18 protein-coding genes are annotated in these 19,637 nt (G+C 43.2%); 15 read left to right on the top strand and 3 right to left on the bottom strand.

Translation table 11 applies throughout. The features are described from left to right. Nucleotides 1–23 precede the first annotated feature (23 nt). Nucleotides 24–656, bottom strand: a complete 633-nt coding sequence (locus tag FD05_RS05180; protein WP_020280664.1) for an NAD(P)H-binding protein — start codon at nt 654–656, stop codon at nt 24–26. A 150-nt stretch (nt 657–806) separates the two neighbouring features. On the opposite strand from FD05_RS05180, the gene FD05_RS05175 reads away from it, so the two are divergent. The 3 genes from FD05_RS05175 to FD05_RS05165 are packed head-to-tail and all read left to right on the top strand — an operon-like array spanning nt 807 to nt 3,526. Beyond that, entirely contained in the window at nt 807–2,726 is a 1,920-nt protein-coding gene (locus tag FD05_RS05175; RefSeq protein ID WP_039932577.1) for a heavy metal translocating P-type ATPase, read from the top strand. A 20-nt stretch (nt 2,727–2,746) separates the two neighbouring features. Beyond that, nucleotides 2,747–2,968, top strand: coding sequence for a heavy-metal-associated domain-containing protein (locus FD05_RS05170; RefSeq protein ID WP_039932580.1), 222 nt, complete (start codon nt 2,747–2,749; stop codon nt 2,966–2,968). Between the two features lie 9 nt (nt 2,969–2,977). Next, complete coding sequence (locus FD05_RS05165) at nt 2,978–3,526, top strand: ferritin-like domain-containing protein (RefSeq protein ID WP_039932582.1); 549 nt, start codon at nt 2,978–2,980, stop codon at nt 3,524–3,526. A gap of 80 nt (nt 3,527–3,606) precedes the next feature. Here the strand turns inward: FD05_RS05165 and FD05_RS05160 are convergent, their stop codons facing one another. Then, a complete protein-coding gene (locus FD05_RS05160; protein ID WP_020280668.1) occupies nt 3,607–4,584 on the bottom strand; it encodes an aldo/keto reductase in 978 nt (325 codons plus the stop codon). A 266-nt stretch (nt 4,585–4,850) separates the two neighbouring features. Here FD05_RS05160 and purE point away from each other — a divergent pair, with 266 nt between their 5' ends. The 12 genes from purE to FD05_RS05100 all read left to right on the top strand — a co-directional run bounded on the left by purE (nt 4,851) and on the right by FD05_RS05100 (nt 18,789). Beyond that, nucleotides 4,851–5,339, top strand: a complete 489-nt coding sequence (purE, locus tag FD05_RS05155) for a 5-(carboxyamino)imidazole ribonucleotide mutase (protein ID WP_020280669.1) — start codon at nt 4,851–4,853, stop codon at nt 5,337–5,339. Further along, nucleotides 5,320–6,453 carry a 5-(carboxyamino)imidazole ribonucleotide synthase gene (gene purK, locus FD05_RS05150; protein ID WP_020280670.1) on the top strand — a complete coding sequence of 378 codons (1,134 nt, stop codon included), beginning with the start codon at nt 5,320–5,322 and terminating at the stop codon, nt 6,451–6,453. The genes purE and purK overlap by 20 nt, the downstream gene beginning before the upstream one ends. Nucleotide 6,454: 1 nt before the next feature. After that, nucleotides 6,455–7,186, top strand: coding sequence for a phosphoribosylaminoimidazolesuccinocarboxamide synthase (gene purC, locus FD05_RS05145; protein ID WP_020280671.1), 732 nt, complete (start codon nt 6,455–6,457; stop codon nt 7,184–7,186). Continuing rightward, on the top strand, nt 7,186–7,449 hold the full coding sequence (gene purS / locus FD05_RS05140) for a phosphoribosylformylglycinamidine synthase subunit PurS (protein WP_020280672.1): 264 nt from the start codon (nt 7,186–7,188) through the stop codon (nt 7,447–7,449). Before purC ends, purS begins: the two co-directional genes overlap by 1 nt. Continuing rightward, on the top strand, nt 7,446–8,129 hold the full coding sequence (purQ, locus tag FD05_RS05135; RefSeq protein WP_039932585.1) for a phosphoribosylformylglycinamidine synthase subunit PurQ: 684 nt from the start codon (nt 7,446–7,448) through the stop codon (nt 8,127–8,129). Before purS ends, purQ begins: the two co-directional genes overlap by 4 nt. Beyond that, nucleotides 8,122–10,356, top strand: coding sequence for a phosphoribosylformylglycinamidine synthase subunit PurL (gene purL / locus FD05_RS05130; RefSeq protein ID WP_039932588.1), 2,235 nt, complete (start codon nt 8,122–8,124; stop codon nt 10,354–10,356). Before purQ ends, purL begins: the two co-directional genes overlap by 8 nt. After that, nucleotides 10,341–11,783 (top strand): amidophosphoribosyltransferase, encoded by a 1,443-nt coding sequence (purF, locus tag FD05_RS05125; protein WP_020280675.1) that lies wholly within the window; start codon nt 10,341–10,343, stop codon nt 11,781–11,783. Before purL ends, purF begins: the two co-directional genes overlap by 16 nt. A 10-nt stretch (nt 11,784–11,793) precedes the next feature. Further along, on the top strand, nt 11,794–12,810 hold the full coding sequence (purM, locus tag FD05_RS05120) for a phosphoribosylformylglycinamidine cyclo-ligase (RefSeq protein WP_020280676.1): 1,017 nt from the start codon (nt 11,794–11,796) through the stop codon (nt 12,808–12,810). Next, nucleotides 12,807–13,394 (top strand): phosphoribosylglycinamide formyltransferase, encoded by a 588-nt coding sequence (gene purN / locus FD05_RS05115; protein ID WP_020280677.1) that lies wholly within the window; start codon nt 12,807–12,809, stop codon nt 13,392–13,394. Before purM ends, purN begins: the two co-directional genes overlap by 4 nt. After that, nucleotides 13,394–14,923: a bifunctional phosphoribosylaminoimidazolecarboxamide formyltransferase/IMP cyclohydrolase gene (purH, locus tag FD05_RS05110; RefSeq protein WP_020280678.1), complete on the top strand. Its 1,530-nt coding sequence runs from the start codon at nt 13,394–13,396 to the stop codon at nt 14,921–14,923. Before purN ends, purH begins: the two co-directional genes overlap by 1 nt. Before the next feature lie 266 nt (nt 14,924–15,189). Further along, nucleotides 15,190–16,422, top strand: a complete 1,233-nt coding sequence (gene purD / locus FD05_RS05105; protein WP_020280679.1) for a phosphoribosylamine--glycine ligase — start codon at nt 15,190–15,192, stop codon at nt 16,420–16,422. Nucleotides 16,423–16,659: 237 nt separating this feature from the next. Further along, nucleotides 16,660–18,789, top strand: a complete 2,130-nt coding sequence (locus FD05_RS05100; RefSeq protein WP_020280680.1) for a DUF6055 domain-containing protein — start codon at nt 16,660–16,662, stop codon at nt 18,787–18,789. A gap of 103 nt (nt 18,790–18,892) precedes the next feature. On the opposite strand, the gene yaaA is transcribed toward FD05_RS05100, so the two are convergent. After that, the gene (gene yaaA, locus FD05_RS05095) at nt 18,893–19,636 is read right to left on the bottom strand and encodes a peroxide stress protein YaaA (RefSeq protein WP_020280681.1); all 744 of its coding nucleotides are present in this window, start codon (nt 19,634–19,636) and stop codon (nt 18,893–18,895) included. Nucleotide 19,637: the final 1 nt, after the last annotated feature.

Genomic DNA, 19,637 nt, shown 5'->3' with positions numbered 1-19,637 from the left:
GTTTTGCAAAATATTTTCAACACTTAATCAAGTTCATTAATTGCATCTGGAATTGGCTCGTTTCCAGTGCTCATTTCAATCACTTCTTTAATGCCTGCATGATTCTCAACCAGGCCAATTAGGACATCGGCAACATTATCGATGCTGTTTTCGTTGGTACTGTACGCACCTAAAGTGACCTTGCCAGAGCCGGTCTTTTCGACTAAAGCGGTTGGTTGGAGGATGGTGTATTCCAAATCAGTATTGTGCATCAGCCATTCATCGGCATAATATTTGGCAATCAAGTAATTCTCCAGTGGTGAGTCATCGAATTCACCGGGTGACAATGAACCCTTTGAGCTCAGCATGACAAAGCGGTTGATCTCTTTTTCTTCAGCTGCCTGCATGACCTTAACCGCACCATGGAGATCGATTCTCAGCAAATCTTTGCCACCAGAACCGGCAACGAAGAGAATGGCGTCAGCCTCAGGCAATGTTTCTTTGATGTCATCCATATCGGCAGTTAAGTCAATTTTAAAGGGCGTCACGTTGTCAGCTGCTGGCACCTTTTCTGGATGACGGGCACCTGCATACACCTCATCTTTGGGACTTTTGGCGAGCTTTGCCACAACGTTCGAACCAACTCGGCCGGTCGCACCAATCACGATAATTTTCATTTTGGAATCCTCCCTTACTCTTATTACTTCAATTATGGTTGATATAAGAGCGGAATGCAAAAGAAAAATTCAAACTTGATCCAAGTCAATTCTTTTCCAGCCCATTCCCCATATACTTAAGTCATCAATTAAGAAATGGAGCGGGAAATTATGAAATTTCAACGATACATTAATCAACATACAAATCAAATTACACTGGCAACCGCCATTTTAATTGGGGTGGGCCTGCTTGGCAAAGTGATTAACAGCGACTTGATCTACACGGTTTCCTTCATCGTCGCTTCGATCATTTCCGGCACCCCGATTATCCTCAGGGCAATTTCAGCATTAAGATTTAAAACCATTAGTATTGAACTGCTGGTTAGTATTGCTGTGATTGGGGCTTTCATTATCGGTGAATATAACGAATCAGCGATTGTGACCTTCCTATTCTTGTTCGGAACCTTTTTGGAAGATAAGACCTTGGCAAAAACGCGTCACTCAATCAAAGATTTGACTGAAATGGCACCAACCACTGCCCTCGTGATTGGAGAGGACGGCGAGACTGAAGAAACCGACGTCGACTTTGTCGATGTTGACGACATGGTACTGGTTAAAGCTGGCGGTCAGATCCCGGTTGATGGGGAAATTGTCGATGGATCCGGTCACATTAATGAAGCCAGCATTACTGGAGAATCCAAATTGGTTACCAAACAAGCCGGTGACCAAGTATACTCCGGCACGATCCTGGACAACGGTACGGTAAAAGTTCGAGCTACCAAAGTCGGCGACGATACCACCTTTGGCAAGATCGTTGAATTGGTTGAGGATGCCCAGGACACTAAGTCCCCAGCAGAAAAGTTTATTGATAAATTTGCCACTTATTACACCCCGGCAGTTCTGATCATTGCCCTGGTTGTTGGACTGATTACTAAAGATTTCCGATTAGCCATTACCGTTCTGGTACTGGGTTGCCCAGGGGCATTGGTGATTGGTGCGCCGGTTTCAAACGTTGCTGGAATTGGTAATGGTGCCAAGAATGGCGTCCTGATTAAAGGCGGCGAAGTGATGAATACCTTTGCCAACGTTGATACTCTTGTGTTCGATAAGACAGGAACCTTAACTGAAGGTAAAACGGCTGTGACTGCAATCAAGGATTATTCAAACGATCAATTGGGACTCCAAATTGCCGCTGCGATTGAAAAACAGTCCGATCATCCATTAGCTCAGGCGGTGGTCAGTTTTACCAACGATCATCAGATCGGCTTTGATCATATTCAAGTGAACAGCGCCGACACTATTAAGGGCCGTGGCGTCAAAGCGACCGCGGATGGCCAACCAGTGTTGATTGGTAACTTGAGAATGATGAATGACGAACAGATTTCACTGACTAAACAGCAGCAAGCTGACTTGGAACAGATTCAAAATCAGGGTAGTTCCACCGTGATCGTTGCGTTCAACGGCCAAGTGCAGGCAATCTTTGGTATCTCGGACGTGATCCGTCAAGGGGTTAAAGAAAGCCTGGCGCAGCTCAAATCATTGGGCATCCAGAAAACGGTCATGCTGACAGGAGACAATCTGCAGACGGCGAATGCCGTGGCCGAACAGATTGGCATTGATGAAGTTCATGCGGAGCTGTTGCCGGAACAAAAGGTCCAATATGTGAAACAGTTCCAGCAGGAAGGTCATAAAGTTGCCTTCGTTGGTGATGGGATCAACGATAGTCCGTCACTGGTTACCGCCGATATCGGCATTGCCATGGGCAGCGGGACCGATGTTGCGGTTGAAACTTCTGATGTTGTTCTGATGTCGTCTGGATTTAACGAATTAATTCATGCATACGGTTTATCCAAGAAGACCGTCATGAACACTAAGGAAAATATCGTGATCGCTATTGGAACGGTTGCCGCATTGCTGGTTGGCTTGATTTTCGGCTTCATTTACATGGCGAGTGGAATGTTTGTCCACGAAGCCAGCATCCTGGTCGTCATTTTCAATGCGATGAGATTAATTAATTATCGACCAAAGATGCCAAAACTTGACGCAGATCAATTATCTGTCAGTGAATACGATTTATCATTAAAGCAGTAAAAGAGATGGAGGTCATTATTATGAGTAAAGCAATTCTACAATTAGACGCATTGTCATGCCCGTCATGCATGCAAAAAATTCAAGGCGCATTGGAAAAACAAGATGGTGTTGAAAACGTTAAAGTCTTGTTCAACGCCGCCAAAGTCAAAACCGACTTCGATGGCGACAAGATTTCCGCCGATAAATTGTCCGACACTGTGACCGATTTAGGCTATGAAGTTCAATCAATGAAAGTGAAATAGGTGAAGAATATGACAACAGCAACTCCAGGAAAATTATTTGAAGCAGAAGTAAAACAAGCAGATATCGATCATCACACCCCAACTGCCGGTGCGATGACCGGCCACATCGTTGCCAATTTGGTTGTCTTATCAGACAAGCTCCAGATGGCAAAGTGGTATGTGAAGGGGATGCAGGCTGAACAGCTTAAAGGTTTGTTTGGTAAATTGCTGAGCCAGGCATATTCACAAAAAGATGCCTTGGGCACGGTTTTGATTGATGAAGCATTGGTGACACCAAGTACTCAAAAAGAGTTTGGTGAATACGCCATGCTTGAAGAAAATGGCCAGAACAAATATGAATCTGCAGAGTGGATTGTGAATGATCTGGTACATGATTATGACACCGAGAACATGTTTGTGACCCGGGCCATCAAGCTGGCAGAAAAAGAAGATCGGCCAGTTTTAGCACAACATTTAGTTGGTTTGTTACGAGATAACAACCATAACATTGCGACTCTTCAAGCTTTACTTGGCAAGACGCCACGTGAAGGATTGGATGAGGAAGACGACGAAGATTAATTTATAGCTTTAATTGAATAAGTAGATGAAAAAAGTTCCGAAGCAAAATTGCCTCGGAACTTTTTTGTTTAAATTCGATTTTACCAGAGATATTCAACCGGATTCTTAATATATTTATCATATACGTCACGGACAATCTGCATCTGCTCATCTGTGAATGCAGGCAACTCAGCAGCAGTTGTGTTGCGCTCAATTTGAGTTGGATTGCTTGCACCAGGGATGACAGCAGAAACGGCATCGTACATGAGGATGAAGCGCAATGCCATTCCGGCAAGGTTCTCGGTTCCCAAACGTTGCTTCAATTCATCGGCCGCTTTGACACCGGTCAGGTAATCGACACCGGAGAAAGTTTCCCCTTTATCGAATTGTTCGCCATGACGATTGGTCGTTCGATGGTCCTCTGGAGCAAATTTGGTATCAGCCGTGTATTTTCCTGTCAGCAAACCGCTTGCCAAGGGAACCCGGGCTAAGATGCCGACATTGTTCTTCTTGGCCAGATCGAAGAATAAATCAGCTGGACGAAGACGGAACATGTTGAAGATAATTTCAACGGTCGAAATATCATAGCTCAATGCTTTGATCCCTTCTTCAACTCGTTCAACACTAACACCATAGTTTTGAATTTTGCCGGCTTTCTTGAGCTTGTCCATTTCAAAGAAAGTTTCTGGCATATAGTAGTTCATCATTGGTGGGCAGTGCAGTAGAACCATGTCCAGTGAATCGGTACCCATGTTTTTAAGTGACTCATCAACGTAACGGTCAAGATGAGCTGGATCAAAGTGCTTAATATCTAACGGCACTTCTTTACGACCAATTTTAGTGGTGTAGTGAACATCAGGATGATTCTTGATGAATTCACCCACCGCTTTTTCGCTTTGGCCATCTTGATAACCATCAGCGGTATCAAAGAAGTTGACACCACGGTCGTAAGCTTCCTCAAGTGTGTCGCGGGCATCTTTAGGATCGAATGGGGTTCCCCATTTACCACCCAACTGCCAAGTACCAAGTGAGACTTCGCTGACCTTGAAGCCTGTTTTACCAAGTGTTCTGAATTCCATAATTGTGCCTCCAAATAAACATTTTAATACCTTTATCATAACATTTTCCGGCTCATAGTTGGGCGAGCGAGCAAACCAAGAACCTGACTCATTATTGAAAAAAGTCAACAATCGATTATGAAAATGCACAAAATCCGTAAATTAATTAAATAATTTTGGTAAAACGAGTCATATACCGTTTTAAACACGAACATTAACGTTGACTTACATCACGAGGGCAAGTATATTATAGACACTAAATAAATTTGAAAAGGTGAGTGGTTGGAATGGCAAACGTTGTCGGTGTGGCAATGGGATCAATTTCTGATTGGCCAACGATGAAACTGGCTTGTGAACAACTTGAAAATCTTGGAATCCCTTATGAGAAGCATGTTATCTCAGCTCATCGGATGCCGGATGAACTTCAAGAATTTGGCAAGACGGCCCGTGACAAGGGATTGAAAGTCATCATTGCAGGTGCTGGTGGGGCTGCTCATTTACCAGGAATGATTGCAGCAAACACGACGCTTCCCGTCATTGGGGTACCGATGAAAACACGAACATTAAATGGTGTTGACTCATTACTCTCAATTGTCCAAATGCCATTCGGAGCTCCAGTTGCCACCGTCAGTATCGGTGAAGCCGGCGCCAAGAACGCGGCTTTACTGGCAGCTCAAATTTTAGGAACGACTGATTCAGCAGTGGCTGACAAGCTGGCTGATTTAAAAGAAACTCAAAGAGTGGAGGCCAAAAACAGTGAGCAGCAGTTCGATTAAAACGATTTTGCCACCAGCTACCATCGGGATTGTTGGCGGCGGTCAATTAGGCCAGATGATGGCCTTGATTGCCAAGTCGATGGGATACCACGTTGGGATTCTTGACCCGACACCACATGCGCCGGCTGGACAAGTTGCCGATTTCCAAATTGTCGCCGAGTATGACGACGTTGATTCTTTAATGAAGTTAGCCGAACAGAGTGATGTTTTAACCTATGAATTTGAAAACGTCGATGAGGACTCACTTTTAAAAGCTAAGAAAGTCGTGGAATTGCCACAAGGTGTCAATTTACTTCATATTACAGGCCACCGATTGAATGAAAAGAACTTCATTAAAGATTGTGGCATTCCAGTAACCAAATTCGCTGCAGTTACTGATGAGGTTTCACTGAAGAAGGCCATTGAAACAGTTGGTTATCCAGCGATCCTCAAAACGGTTTCCGGCGGCTACGATGGTCACGGTCAGATGGATATCAACTCTGCTGATGATATTGACAAAGCAGCCGAACTTTACACGAAAGCAGAATGTATCTTGGAAGCCCGTCAAGATTTCATCGCTGAAGCATCTGTGATGGTAACTCGGGATCTTAACGGTAAGGTTATTACCTTCCCGTTGGTTGAAAATCGCCACAAGAATCACATTCTTCACACGACAATTGCCCCAGGCAGGTTTTCCAAGGCAGTCCATGCCAAAGCTAAACAGTATGCTGAAACAATTGCTAACCGGCTTGATTTATACGGGGTCCTTGGAATCGAACTATTTGTCATCGATGATCAGGATGTCATGGTTAACGAACTGGCACCCCGCCCACATAACTCCGGTCACTATACGATCGAAGCCTGCAACATCTCTCAATTTGAAGCTCACATAAGAAGTATCTGCGGTCTGCCAATTCCAGAAATTGTCCAAGAAAAGCCCGCAGTGATGCGTAACCTATTAGGCACTGATTTAACGCTTGCCCGTAATCTACTTAAGGATCATCCTGAGTGGCATTTCCACGATTACGGCAAGGCGGAGATTCGACCACAACGTAAGATGGGCCACGTTACCGTCGTTGGTGACGACATTGACCAGTTACTGAAATCAACAGACATGCTAAAGGGAGAAAACTAAAATGACTGAAATTGTGAAAAAAGATTTGTTGTATAAAGGTAAAGCTAAGGAAATGTACACGACCAACGATCCAGATACGATGTGGGTTCACTACATGGATCAAGTAACTGCTTTTAACGGTAAGAAAAAGGTTCAAATGGCAGGTAAGGGCCAAACCAACTGTGAAATTTCAGCTCTGATCTTCAAAGATCTTGCCAACCATGGCATTAAGAACCATTTCATCAAACAAATTGATTCCAACAATCAACTCGTTAAACGCGTTAAGATCATTCCACTTGAAACTGTTGTTCGTAACTTTGCTTCTGGGAGTTTTGAAAAGAAATTTGCTGTTAAGCATTTAATGAAATTCGACAAACCGGTTCAAGAATTCTTCTATAAGAGTGATGAATTAGATGATCCATTCATTAATGATTTCCAAGCAGAAGCATTGAACGTTGCAACTGAAGATCAAATGAATCAAATGCGTGCCATTGCCCTTAAAGTGAACGACCGCCTTAAAGAAATCTTTTCAGAAATGAACGTCGACTTGGTTGATTTCAAAGTTGAATTCGGAATTGATTCCGACAACCAATTAATCTTAGCTGATGAAATTTCACCAGACAGCTGCCGTTTGATTGACCGCGATACTAAGAAGTCACTTGATAAAGATGTCTTTAGAAAAGGCTTGGGCGCTTTGGTGCCAGTCTATAAAGAAATTCTCGGTCGCCTTGAAAAAGTGGAGGATGTTAAATAATGGCTCTTGCAAAAGTTTACGTGAACTACAAAAAATCAATCCTAAACCCGGAAGCCGAAGCTGTTCATAAGGCATTGAAACGTCTGGGATACAGCGATGTGGAAGATGTTAAATTAGGAAAATATTTTGAATTAACTGTTGCTGATGGCAAAACAAAAGCTGAACTTGACGCTGAAATCAACGAAATTTGTGACAAGCTGCTTGCCAACTACAACATGGAAAATTACCATTACGAGATCGTTGAAACGGAGGCTGCCCAATGAAATTTGCTGTCCTTGCTTTTCCAGGATCCAACTGCGAAATGGATCTCTACAATGCAATCAAAGATATCATCAAAGAAGATGTTGAACTGGTTTCTTACAAGCATGATTCACTTGCCGGTTTTGACGCTGTTCTGATTCCTGGTGGTTTCTCATATGGTGACTACTTACGAAGCGGTGCCATTGCCCGCTTCTCGCCGATTATTCCTGCATTACAGGATTTTGCGAAGAGTGGTAAACCGGTTCTGGGAATTTGCAACGGATTTCAAATTCTGACTGAGGCTGGCTTGTTACCAGGAAGTCTGCAGAAGAATGTTTCAGCTAAATTTATCTGCAAGACTGAACCATTGGTTGTTAATAATAACCACTCAATGTTTAGTTCCGAATACAAAGCCGGTCAATTGATCGACTTACCAATTGCCCACGGTGATGGTAATTACTACTGTGACCAAGCAACATTGCGGGACTTGGTTGCCAATGACCAAATTGTTTTCAAATATCAAAACAATCCAAACGGGAGTGTTGATAACATTGCCGGTATTACTAATAAACAAGGAAATGTGCTTGGAATGATGCCTCATCCTGAACGAGCTGTTGAAGCAGTTTTAGGTTCAGACGATGGGAAGGGAGTCTTCCAGTCGATCGTTAATCACATTAAAAGTCGAGGGGTAATCTATGAATAGTGTAATGGATCAAACAACTGAAGCGACACCGGAACAAATTCGCGACAACAAGTTATACCAATCAATGGGTTTAACTGATCACGAATACGGTTTGATTAAAGATGACGTTTTGCATCGGCTACCTAATTACACCGAAGTCGGGCTATTTTCCGGAATGTGGAGCGAGCATTGTTCATATAAGAATTCCAAACCGGTTCTCAAGAAGTTCTTCACTAAAGGCAAGCATGTTGTTAAAGGACCTGGTGAAGGTGCCGGAATTATCGATATTGGTGATAACCAAGGCGTTGTGTTCAAAGCCGAAAGTCATAACCATCCTTCTGCAGTTGAACCTTTCCAAGGCGCAACTACGGGTGTTGGTGGTATTTTACGAGACATCTTCTCAATGGGTGCTCGACCAATTGCCAGCATGGATAGCCTAAGATTTGCTGAACCAAAGACTGATGCTGACAAGTACTTCATTCAACAGATTGTCGCCGGCATTAGTGCTTACGGTAACTGTATCGGAATCCCAACTGTGGGTGGTGACACCGCATTCGACGATGCCTATGCCCACAATCCACTGGTTAATGTAATGTCAGTTGGGCTGATGGATCTCGATAAGATTGAAGTCGGGGCTGCTGCCGGAGTTGGCAACAGTATTATCTACGTTGGCCATAAGACCGGTCGTGATGGAATTAACGGTGCTTCATTTGCTTCTTTCCAATTCGATTCAGAACATGAAAGTCAACGGTCAGCCGTTCAAGTCGGTGATCCATTTGAAGAAAAATTGGTGATGGAAGCCTGCCTTGACGTGATCAACAATCACTCAGACGCTTTAGTCGGTATCCAAGATATGGGTGCCGCCGGACTGGTATCATCTTCTGCAGAAATGGGCTCTAAAGCTGGTGGTAACGGAATGGAACTGAACCTTGATTTGGTTCCTCAACGTGAAGCCGGCATGTCCGCCTTTGAACTGATGCTTTCCGAATCACAAGAACGGATGCTCTTATGTGTTAAAGCCGGTCACGAAGATGAAGTATTAAAAGTCTTCGCTGATCATGGTGTTAATGCAGTTGTCATTGGTCATGTGACTGAAGGCCATAATTACAAGCTCATGCATCACGGTAAATTGGTTGCAGATGTTCCAGTTGATTCATTAGCATCACAAGCACCTGTCTATCACCGTGAATCAGAAATGCCTGAACATTTAAAGAATGTCGATACAAACCAGTATCAACCAAAAATTACCAATCCAACCGAGACTTTAAAAGAAATGTTGAGCCAATTAACAATTGCTTCCAAAGAAAGTATCTATGAAACATACGATACTCAAGTTCAGACTAATACGATTGTTGCACCTGGTTCAGATGCAGCCGTTGTCCGGGTTCGTCATTATGACAAAGCCTTGGCAATCACAACGGATGTGAATGGCCGTTACCTTTACTTGAACCCTCGAGAAGGCGGCGCTATGGCGGTTGCTGAAGCAGCCCGAAACATTGTGGCATCAGGAGCTGTTCCGCTGGGAATTACCGACTGCTTGAACTTTGGTAACCCTGAAAAGCCTGATCAATTCTATGAATTGGATCAAGCAGTTATGGGAATGACAGAAGCTTGTGAAAAGTTTGAAGCACCGGTTATTTCCGGAAATGTTTCATTGAATAACGAATACGATAATATTCCAATCTACCCAACTCCAATGGTCGGCATGGTTGGATTAATCAAGGGCTTGGATCACATTACAACTCAAGACTTTAAGCACGCTGACGACGTAGTTTACGTTGTCGGCAAGACTGAACCAGGTTTCAATGGTTCACAAATTCAAAAGATGCAAACCGGTCAGATTTCCGGCAAGCTCTTCGACTTTGATTTAGATTATGAAGTTAAAATTCAAAAATTAGTAACTGCTGCTATTCAACAAAAGTTATTGAACTCAGCTCATGATATTTCCGAAGGTGGTTTAATTACAGCCATTGCCGAAAGTACATTTGGCAATCAACTCGGAGTTGATTTGACCGCTGACTTAACCGTCGCCGACTTCTTCTCCGAAAGTCAATCACGATTCATTGTTTCAGTACCACAAGAAAAGCAAGCCGAATTTGAACAATTAGTTGGAAATGACGCACAAAAGCTTGGAAAGGTAGTCGATGACAATCACCTATTTGTCCAAGCCAACGATGGTTACTTTGATCTTGATGTAGATAAAGCGTTTGGTATTTGGAAAGGGGCATTGCCATGCCGTCTGAAGTAAAAAGTTTAAATGAAGAATGTGGGATCTTTGGCGTTTGGGGAACTCCCGACGCTGCTAAACTGACCTACATCGGCCTATTTGCTCTTCAACACCGTGGCCAAGAAGGTGCTGGAATTACCGTTAATAATGATGGCCATTTGACCACCAAACGTGGCTTTGGCCTGTTAACCGACGTTTTTGATTCACCAAGCGCCGTTGATGAAATGACTGGGCAAGCAGCAATCGGCCACGTTCGTTACTCAACCGCCGGCAGCAATCTGCTGGAGAATATTCAGCCACTGCCATTTAATTTTAGTGATACTCAATTTGCCCTTGCACATAATGGAAACTTGACCAACGCCATTTCAATTCGAAAGAATTTGGAAGATCGCGGTGCGATTTATCACTCAAGTTCTGATACAGAAAATTTGATGCACTTGATTCGATTGAGCCAAGAGGATAACTTGGACGATCAAATGAAGGAAGCCCTGAACATCATCAAAGGTGGCTTTGCCTACCTGGTAATGACTAAGGACCGGTTATATGCCGCTCTTGATCCAAATGGTTTTCGACCATTAGTTGTTGGCCAACTGCCCAACGGCGCTTACGTTGTCTGCAGTGAAACCTGTGCGTTGGACGCGGTTGGTGCTGAATTCAAATTTGATGTTCAGCCGGGTCAACTGATCAAGATTGATGCTTCTGGTATCACGGTTGATAAATACACTGATGATACGCAGTTAGCAATTTGCTCAATGGAATTCATCTACTTTGCTCGTCCCGACTCTGATATTTACGGAGTTAACGTTCATTCCGCCAGAAAGCGGATGGGTGCCAGATTGGCACAAGAACAGCCAGTTGAAAATGCCGACATGGTCATTGGGGTTCCCAATTCATCACTGTCCGCTGCAATGGGCTACGCCGAAGAATCTGGTTTACCTTATGAAATGGGACTGGTAAAGAATCAGTATTCTGCCAGAACCTTCATCGAACCAACTCAAGCACTTCGGGAACAAGGCGTTAACATGAAGCTTTCCGCAGTGAAGGGTGTGGTTCGGGGTAAGAACCTAGTCTTGGTTGATGATTCAATTGTTCGTGGGACGACAAGTCGCCGGATTGTTAAATTGTTGAAGGACGCCGGCGCTGCTTCCGTTCATCTTCGGATTGCTTCACCACCACTGCGTTACCCATGCTTTTATGGGATTGACATTCAACATGTCCGCGAATTAATCGCTGCCAATAAGACGATCGAACAAATGCGTGAAATCTTCGGTGCAGATTCATTGGGCTTCCTCAGTGTTCAAGGGGTCGTTGATTCTGTTAACTTGAAGACTGATGCACCTAACAAAGGTCTTTGTGTCGCATACTTTGACGGCAAATACCCAACACCACTTTATGATTACGAAGAAGAGTACGATCGTGACCAAGCTCAACTACAATCAATGAGATGAGGTAATTTGGATGGACGCCTATAAAAAGGCCGGCGTTGATATTAACGCTGGTTACAAGTTAGTCGATGATATTAAGAATTTATCTAAGAATAGTGACCTTGGTTCTTTCGGTGGCTTGTTTCCCTTATCACTTGGGACTTACAAGAACCCAGTCCTGGTTTCTGGCACCGATGGTGTCGGAACCAAACTGCTGATTGCGATTAAAGCCAATCTTCACAAAACAATCGGGATTGATTTGGTTGCAATGTGTGTCAATGATGTGTTGGCACAAGGCGCGAAACCACTGTTCTTCTTGGATTATCTGGGTGTTGGCCACTTGGATAATGAAAAGGCCAAGGACATCTTATCTGGTGTCGTTGAAGGTGTTTCACAGGCTCAAGCCAAATTGGTTGGTGGTGAAACTGCCGAGATGCCTGATATGTATACCCATGGTCACTACGATTTAGCCGGTTTTGCGGTTGGAATTGCCGATCAATCCAAGCTGTTAAACTCAGATAACTTACGAGAAGGCGATGTGCTGTTGGGACTTGCTTCTAATGGCCTTCATTCCAACGGATTCAGCTTGGTTCGGGATATCTTGTTTAAGCAGAACTCCTATTCATTGAATGATCAGCTTTCAGGATGTGACCTTGATTTGAAACATGAACTTTTGCGTCCAACCAAGATCTATGTCAAATCAGTTCTCCCATTGATTGAACAGGGAAAGATTGTTTCAATCGCCCATATAACAGGTGGCGGTTTGCCAGAGAACGTTGCCAGAATCTTACCGGACAATCTTTCCGCAGAATTCAATTATGGCAGTTGGCAAGTGCCGGCGATCATGACCAACTTGCAGGAAATTGGCAATTTGTCATTCGATGATATGAAGCATACTTTCAACTTAGGCCTTGGTATGGTCATTGCGGTCCATCCTGATGATGCCGCGAGTGTCCAAGAACAATTGGAAGCTGCCGGGGAAACCGTTTCTCAAGTCGGCAAGCTCATTTCTGGTGACAAACAAGTAATCATTCGAAAGGATCAGCAATGAAATCTGACGTAAAAAACATAGCGATATTTGCCTCCGGTGAGGGAACCAACTTCACTGCGTTGACTGAATCTTTCAAAAAAGAAGAATTACCACTCAACGTTAAACTGTTGGTTTGTGATCACAAAAATGTTCACGTCCTTGACCGGGCACATAAAGAATCTGTTCCAACCTTTGTGATTAATTTCAAAGATTATCCCGATAAGGCTGCTGCTGAGACAGTGATTGCCAAGAAACTCGAAGACGAGCAGATTGATTTCATTATTTTGGCAGGGTATATGCGCATCATTGGACCAACATTGCTGGCGAAATATGAAGGCAAAATTATCAATATTCATCCAGCACTGCTACCGAAGTTCCCTGGGCGTCATGGGATTGAAGATGCCTTTGAAGCTGGTGTTGATACCACTGGTGTCACGGTCCACTGGGTTGATTCAGGAATTGATTCCGGAAAAATCATTGCCCAGCGAGAAGTCCCAGTTCATAAGGACGACAAGTTGAGCGATCTTGAACAGCGGATTCACGCGACTGAACATGTATTATATCCAAGCGTTGTCAAACAATTATTAGAAAGAGGAGAAATTTAATGTCTAGAAGAGCCCTTTTAAGTGTTTCTGATAAAAGTAATTTGGTTGATTTTGCTAAACAATTAAAGGATTTGGATTTTGAAATCGTTTCGACCGGCGGTACTAAAAAAGCGCTGGAAGATGCCGGCGTCGAAGTTACCGGTGTTGAAGAAGTGACCGGTTTTCCAGAAATGCTGGATGGCCGAGTTAAGACCCTTCATCCAAAGATTCATGCCGGAATCCTTGCTAAACGTGACGATCCAGACCATATGAAACAATTAAAAGATGCTGGCATTACACCAATTGATTTGGTTGCAGTTAACCTGTATCCATTCAAGCAGACCATTGAAAAACCAGAAACAACTCAAGCGGAAGCCATCGAACAAATTGATATTGGTGGTCCTTCAATGCTTCGAGCTGCTGCAAAGAATTTTGCGGGTGTGCTGACGGTTGTTGATCCTGCTGACTACCAACCAGTCATTGATGCTCTCAAAGAACATAAAGATGACGCTGATTTCAGAAAGCATTTGGCTGCCAAAGTATTCCGTCACACCGCAGCTTACGATGCCTTGATTTCTAATTATTTGACCGACGAAGAGTTCCCTGAAAAATTAACTTTGACATACGAGAAGCAACAATCACTGCGTTATGGCGAAAACAGTCACCAAAAGGCTGCTTTCTATCGCAAAGCATTGCCTTCAAAATTATCAATTATTCCTAACCAACTTCATGGTAAAGAGTTGTCATATAACAACATCAAGGATGCCAACGCTGCCTTGAATATGGTTGCTGAATTTGACCAACCAACTGTTATTGCCATGAAGCACATGAATCCATGTGGTGTCGGTGTCGCTGATACAATTGAAAAGGCTTGGGATGAGGCCTATGAATCAGATCCAATGTCAATCTTTGGTGGCATTATTGCTGTGAACCGAGAGATCGATGCAGCAACTGCCGAAAAGATGCATAAGATTTTCTTGGAAATCGTCATTGCCCCTTCATACACTGATGAAGCATTTGAAATTCTTGCCAAAAAGAAGAATATTCGTTTGCTCAAGGCTGATTTGAGTCATCGTGATGAACCAGACCGTTTTGAAGAAATCACTGTTAGCGGCGGAATGCTCATTCAAGAAAGTGACCACGAAATTGATCAAATCCCTGACTTCAAAGTTGTGACTAAAGTTCAACCAACTGAACAACAATTGAAGGCATTGCAATTTGGCCAACACGTTGTCAAACATGTGAAGAGTAATGCGGTTGTTGTTACCACCGATACGAAGACTTTGGGTGTCGGCATGGGCCAACCTAACCGGATTGACTCAGCCAAGATTGCCATCCAAAAGGCAATGCCGAAGGACGGCTATGAAAATGCCATTATGGCATCGGATGCTTTCTTCCCAATGGATGACTGTGTGGAATATGCAGCAAAGCATGATATCAAAGCAATTATCCAACCAGGTGGCAGTATCAAGGATAAGGATTCAATTGCCATGGCTGATAAGTTTGGAATTGCCATGGTGATGACAGGGGTTAGACATTTCAGACATTAGAAGCAGAGTGCGACAAGCAACGGGTGATGCGGTTTCTAAGGGTACTTTGGCTGAAACCCCGGGCTTGGGGTTTGAGTCAAAGTGCACTTAGAAGTTAGCATCAGTTGCGTCGGAGCACGTTTCGGCTAGGATGCCTAAGCTATCAAAGTGATCAAGTCATCAAAACGAATCCACAAACTAAATCCACAAACGAAAAAACGCAAAACAAGGCTGCTCGCCAGCCTTCATACATAGAAAAAATAACGACCAAAAAAGGAGATCTCATCATGGCAAATGTTCTGGTTATCGGTTCCGGTGCACGTGAACATGCAATCGCAGCAACAATGTTAAAGAGTCCACAGGTTGAAAATGTTTATTGTGCCCCAGGCAATCCGGGGATGAAGAAGGACAATATTCATACTGTGGATATCGATGAGATGGATTTTCCCAGTTTGGTTGAATTTGCAAAAGAACATCTTGTTGATTTGACGTTTGTCGGCCCAGAAGTCCCACTTTCCAAAGGGATTGTCGATGCGTTTATTGCTGCCCGACTGCGAGTGTTCGGACCTGATGAATCAGCTGCTCGGCTTGAAAGCGATAAAACTTTTGCTAAAGGATTCATGGCCAGAAATAATATTCCAACCGCTAAATTTCAAACTTTTACTGATTTTGCAGCAGCTAAGAGCTATGCTGAAGAATTGTCGCTACCACTGGTTGTTAAAGAGAATGGTTTGGCGGCCGGCAAGGGCGTCACCATCGTCAAAGATGCCGCTGATCTGGATGTGACAATCAAAACGGCATTAGACAAATCTGGAGAAATCTTGATTGAGGAATTTCTTGAAGGCGAAGAGTTCTCACTGATGTTATTTGTAGGCGGTGACAAGAAAGTCATCTTTCCGATTTCTCAGGATCACAAAAAGATTTATGAAGGCGAGACCGGTCCTAATACTGGTGGCATGGGTGCCTATTCGCCAGTGCCACATATCACCCAAGACGTGTTGGACGCCACTGTTCACCAAATTGTCAACCCAACCATGGCTGGGCTTGCCAAGGAAGACTTGGAATTTGCTGGAGTCATTTACATTGGTTGTATGCTTACCAAGCAAGGGCCCAAAGTGATTGAATACAACTTGCGACTGGGTGATCCTGAAACGCAGGTATTGTTACCACAACTTAAGAGTGATTTCTATCAAATGACTTCTGACTTGATTAACCGCAAAATGCCTGATGTTCAGTGGCAGTCCGATGAATTTTACTTGGGAGTTGTTGTCTCTGCACCTGGTTACCCAACCTCACCAAAGCAGCATATTGCCTTGCCGGAAGACTTACCTGGCAACGTGTTCTATGCTGGAGTGACTGAAGAAGCGGGTAAGCTGTACAGTTCAGGTGGTCGAATTTTCACTCTGTATAATCACGCATCGACACTCGAATGTGCTCAGGCAAAGGTATATGCCGAGCTTAGCCGACTTGATTTGTCTGGATTCTATTATCGGAAGGATATTGGGTTTAGAGATCTTTAATTTAATGATGAACAATTGAGCGTCTACCAATAGTAGGCGTCTTTTTTATACTATATTTTAATTTGTAAGATTATTTCTGTGAGAAGATGGTTACCGCAGGAATAAGCTAACAGCACTTGTAAGAGAAGTTGCACAAGGCATAGTTGCCACATCATCAAATATCTAACCAAATATTAATGTTTACTTAATATCCTAACCATTTTATAATAATAAATAAATAATTGAGGAGGTACTTTCATGGACGATAATCAACATACATATACTAAAGATTGTAAGTGGGTGTATATCACTGCTTTAATTGCACTTTTAGCGGTTGTTACGACGTTTCGACCAGCATTTGCAAGCGACTCGAGTGTTTCCGGTGTGTCGACAAGCGAAGTTACTGGCGATTTAGCTGTTCGGCCCTTTCAGCTGGGTGATACCACGATCAACCAACATAATGCAAATCATTATGAAACGACTCATTTTAACTTTTATTGGGGTAACTCTGATAATGCCACTAAAGTAACCCCATCATATTTAAAGGAAGCCGGAACCCTAATGGAACAGATTTGGCAAGTATATATTGGTGAAATGAAAATGACACCACCTGTATACGCAATTAATAAGCCATACAGTCAACAACAACCATATAAAATCAATGTTTTACTAATTGACACTGGGTTTAAGAACCTGCAACAAGGCTGGGCATATGCAGATCGTGATTCACAATCCTATCCATACTTTGTGGCCCAAGTGGCTGCCTTAACGCCTAACAAAGACTGGTGGGGTTCCGCCGTTCCTCATGAATTTGGCCATGATGTCCAGTTTGCTCAAGGTAATAATAGTTGGAATGACGGTGACTATTTGCGTCCATGGTATGAAGCTGTCGCAAACTGGTTCCGGGAAGAATATGCATATAGTGATATCTACAGAAATTCAGGGAATCATTTAGGAACTTCATTAAGTGAAATGTATCTTAGAGCAACTATGTTCACCCCCGTTAATGGACGTGCGTTTTATGAAGCTTGGCCATTATTACTGTTCTTGCAACATAACCCGGACCACCTTGATATGCCAACTGATTTGATGAAAGTTCTATTAACAAATGGCGACAAGAGCAATCCAAATCAAACCTTTTATCAAATATTGAGAGCCAATACACCTAAAGTTAATCAAAAAACGCTTTTTGGTGACTTTGCCAGTCGAGTTGCCAGTCTTGAGTGGGCAGGCTCAGCAACACATTCTTATTCTCCTAAGACTTTGTATCAAACGGCCTTGCAGAAGTTATTCAAGAATCGAAACTTATATTGGCAGCAATTTTACACACAAATGAATAAGGTATCCAAAACGGTGACTTCATATAAGGTTCCAAATGAACGAGCTCCGCAAGGAAATGCTTTTAACGTGATCCAACTCCATCCGAACTTTAAAAAGGGACAATTTAGTACTTATGTTGCTGTAAAATTAAATGGCTTATCACATAAGGCTGGAGCAGATTGGCGTGCAAGATTGATCGTTCAGCCCAAAGATGGGTCAGCAGCAAAATATTCGTCACTATTTAAAAGTGGTCAAACCAGATCGATCAAGATTAATGTAAATGACAAAATATATTTGAGTGTTGCTGCAACGCCAAGTACTCAAGATATTGACGATAATACATTTGGGCTTTCCATTGATAGCGAAAAGTTTGCCGAAATGAATCATCCATACAATACAAAGGCTCGTTATCCTTATCAAATTCGATTGAAGAATGCGACGCCAGCAACACGGCCAACCACCTCAACCAGAAAAATTAAGGGCCATTACACGAAACAGGGTGGTTTTGTTGCTGATACCGCATCAGTTGCTAAAACGGTTAAGGTATACAAAGGCAGTGCTGTGTTGGGGCAATCCCGAGTTAACGGTCATGTTGTGATGACGGGTCACGTGGTTGTTCGCGATAAGGCCACAGTGAGTGATGGTGTTCATTTATCAGGCCATGCTTTAGTTGAAGGAAGTTCCAAGCTGACAAACAAGGCAAAAGTTGAGGACTATGGAATCGTTGATGGACACGCTACTGTGTCTGGAAATGCGGAGATCTCAAAGTTGGCAATCGTTAAAGATGATGCTCATGTTAGTGATCATGCAGTTGTAACGGATAGCGCTCTTGTTTCAGGCAACTATTCTGTATTAGATCACGCCCGAATGCAAGGGATTGCAATTGGTGGCGGCGGTACAGGTAAATCGGAAAGTGGTCTTTCTGGAAGCGCCAAAGCAACGGGCGATTTCTTCGATGATAGCGGTTATTTAGTTCAAGCCGGGACGTTGTCAGGCTATGAAGTGGTTTCAACTTCATTAGATCAATATCAAAATGGCTATATTAATTCCCAAAATGCGACCAAATAAATTATTGCTACACAAAGGATTGCGAAATGATACCAAAATTCTTTAATAATTAAATGCAGATAAAAACGAGCATCCATATTGGACGCTCGTTTTTATTGTGAGATTATTTTTTTCGAAGAAATACTAAATTCGTATCAGTCGAGTCGGATTTCGAAAATTCATAATTTGGGGAGTCAAAAGTCTTTAAGTCCGCAACTCTGGTAATCTGATTTTCTGCCATAAACCGGACCATTTCGCCTCGAGCCATTTTTGCAAAGGTGGCCCGGGTCTTGATTTGGCCATCAACTACATGGCCGAAAGTGATGTTAATGAATTGATCATTCGGCGTCAGAAACTTGGTGACCGTTTTGGAATACTCTTGGGAGGCCAGATTGATGATTGGACCATCATTGACAAGCGTTTTGTAGATTCGATCACCCCAGTATTCGTACATGTTTTTGGCTGGTGGAATTGCCAGGCGAGTATCCATATCAAAGCGATAGGGGGCAACGCCGTCAAATGGCTTCAAAACTCCATAAAAGCCAGACAGAATGCGCAAATTACTTTGCAGATACTTCAATGCATCCTCACTCAACAGGTCGGGTGCCATATACTGGTACTGAATGCCCGAAAAACACAGGATAGCCGGTGTTAGTCGATGCTGCAGGTCAATGTGTTGCAGCTGGTCATAACTTGCCTGAATCAGCTTCTCACTGGCATGCCAGAGTTTCTTTAACTGCTCATAATCCAGCTGTCGCAATGCCTGTAAAATTTCAGTTGACTGATCGAGGTAAACCGGCATTCCTTGAACATCAAAGTCGTCTTGGTTCACGATCATTTTCTTCGCGGGTGAGATAATAATTTTCATC

Origin of the sequence: Lentilactobacillus otakiensis DSM 19908 = JCM 15040 (assembly GCF_001434145.1) — a bacterium.
GTDB classification, from domain to species: Bacteria; Bacillota; Bacilli; order Lactobacillales; family Lactobacillaceae; genus Lentilactobacillus; species Lentilactobacillus otakiensis.
Note: the sequence above shows the minus strand (reverse complement) of the source record. Positions and strands in the feature narration are given on the sequence as shown.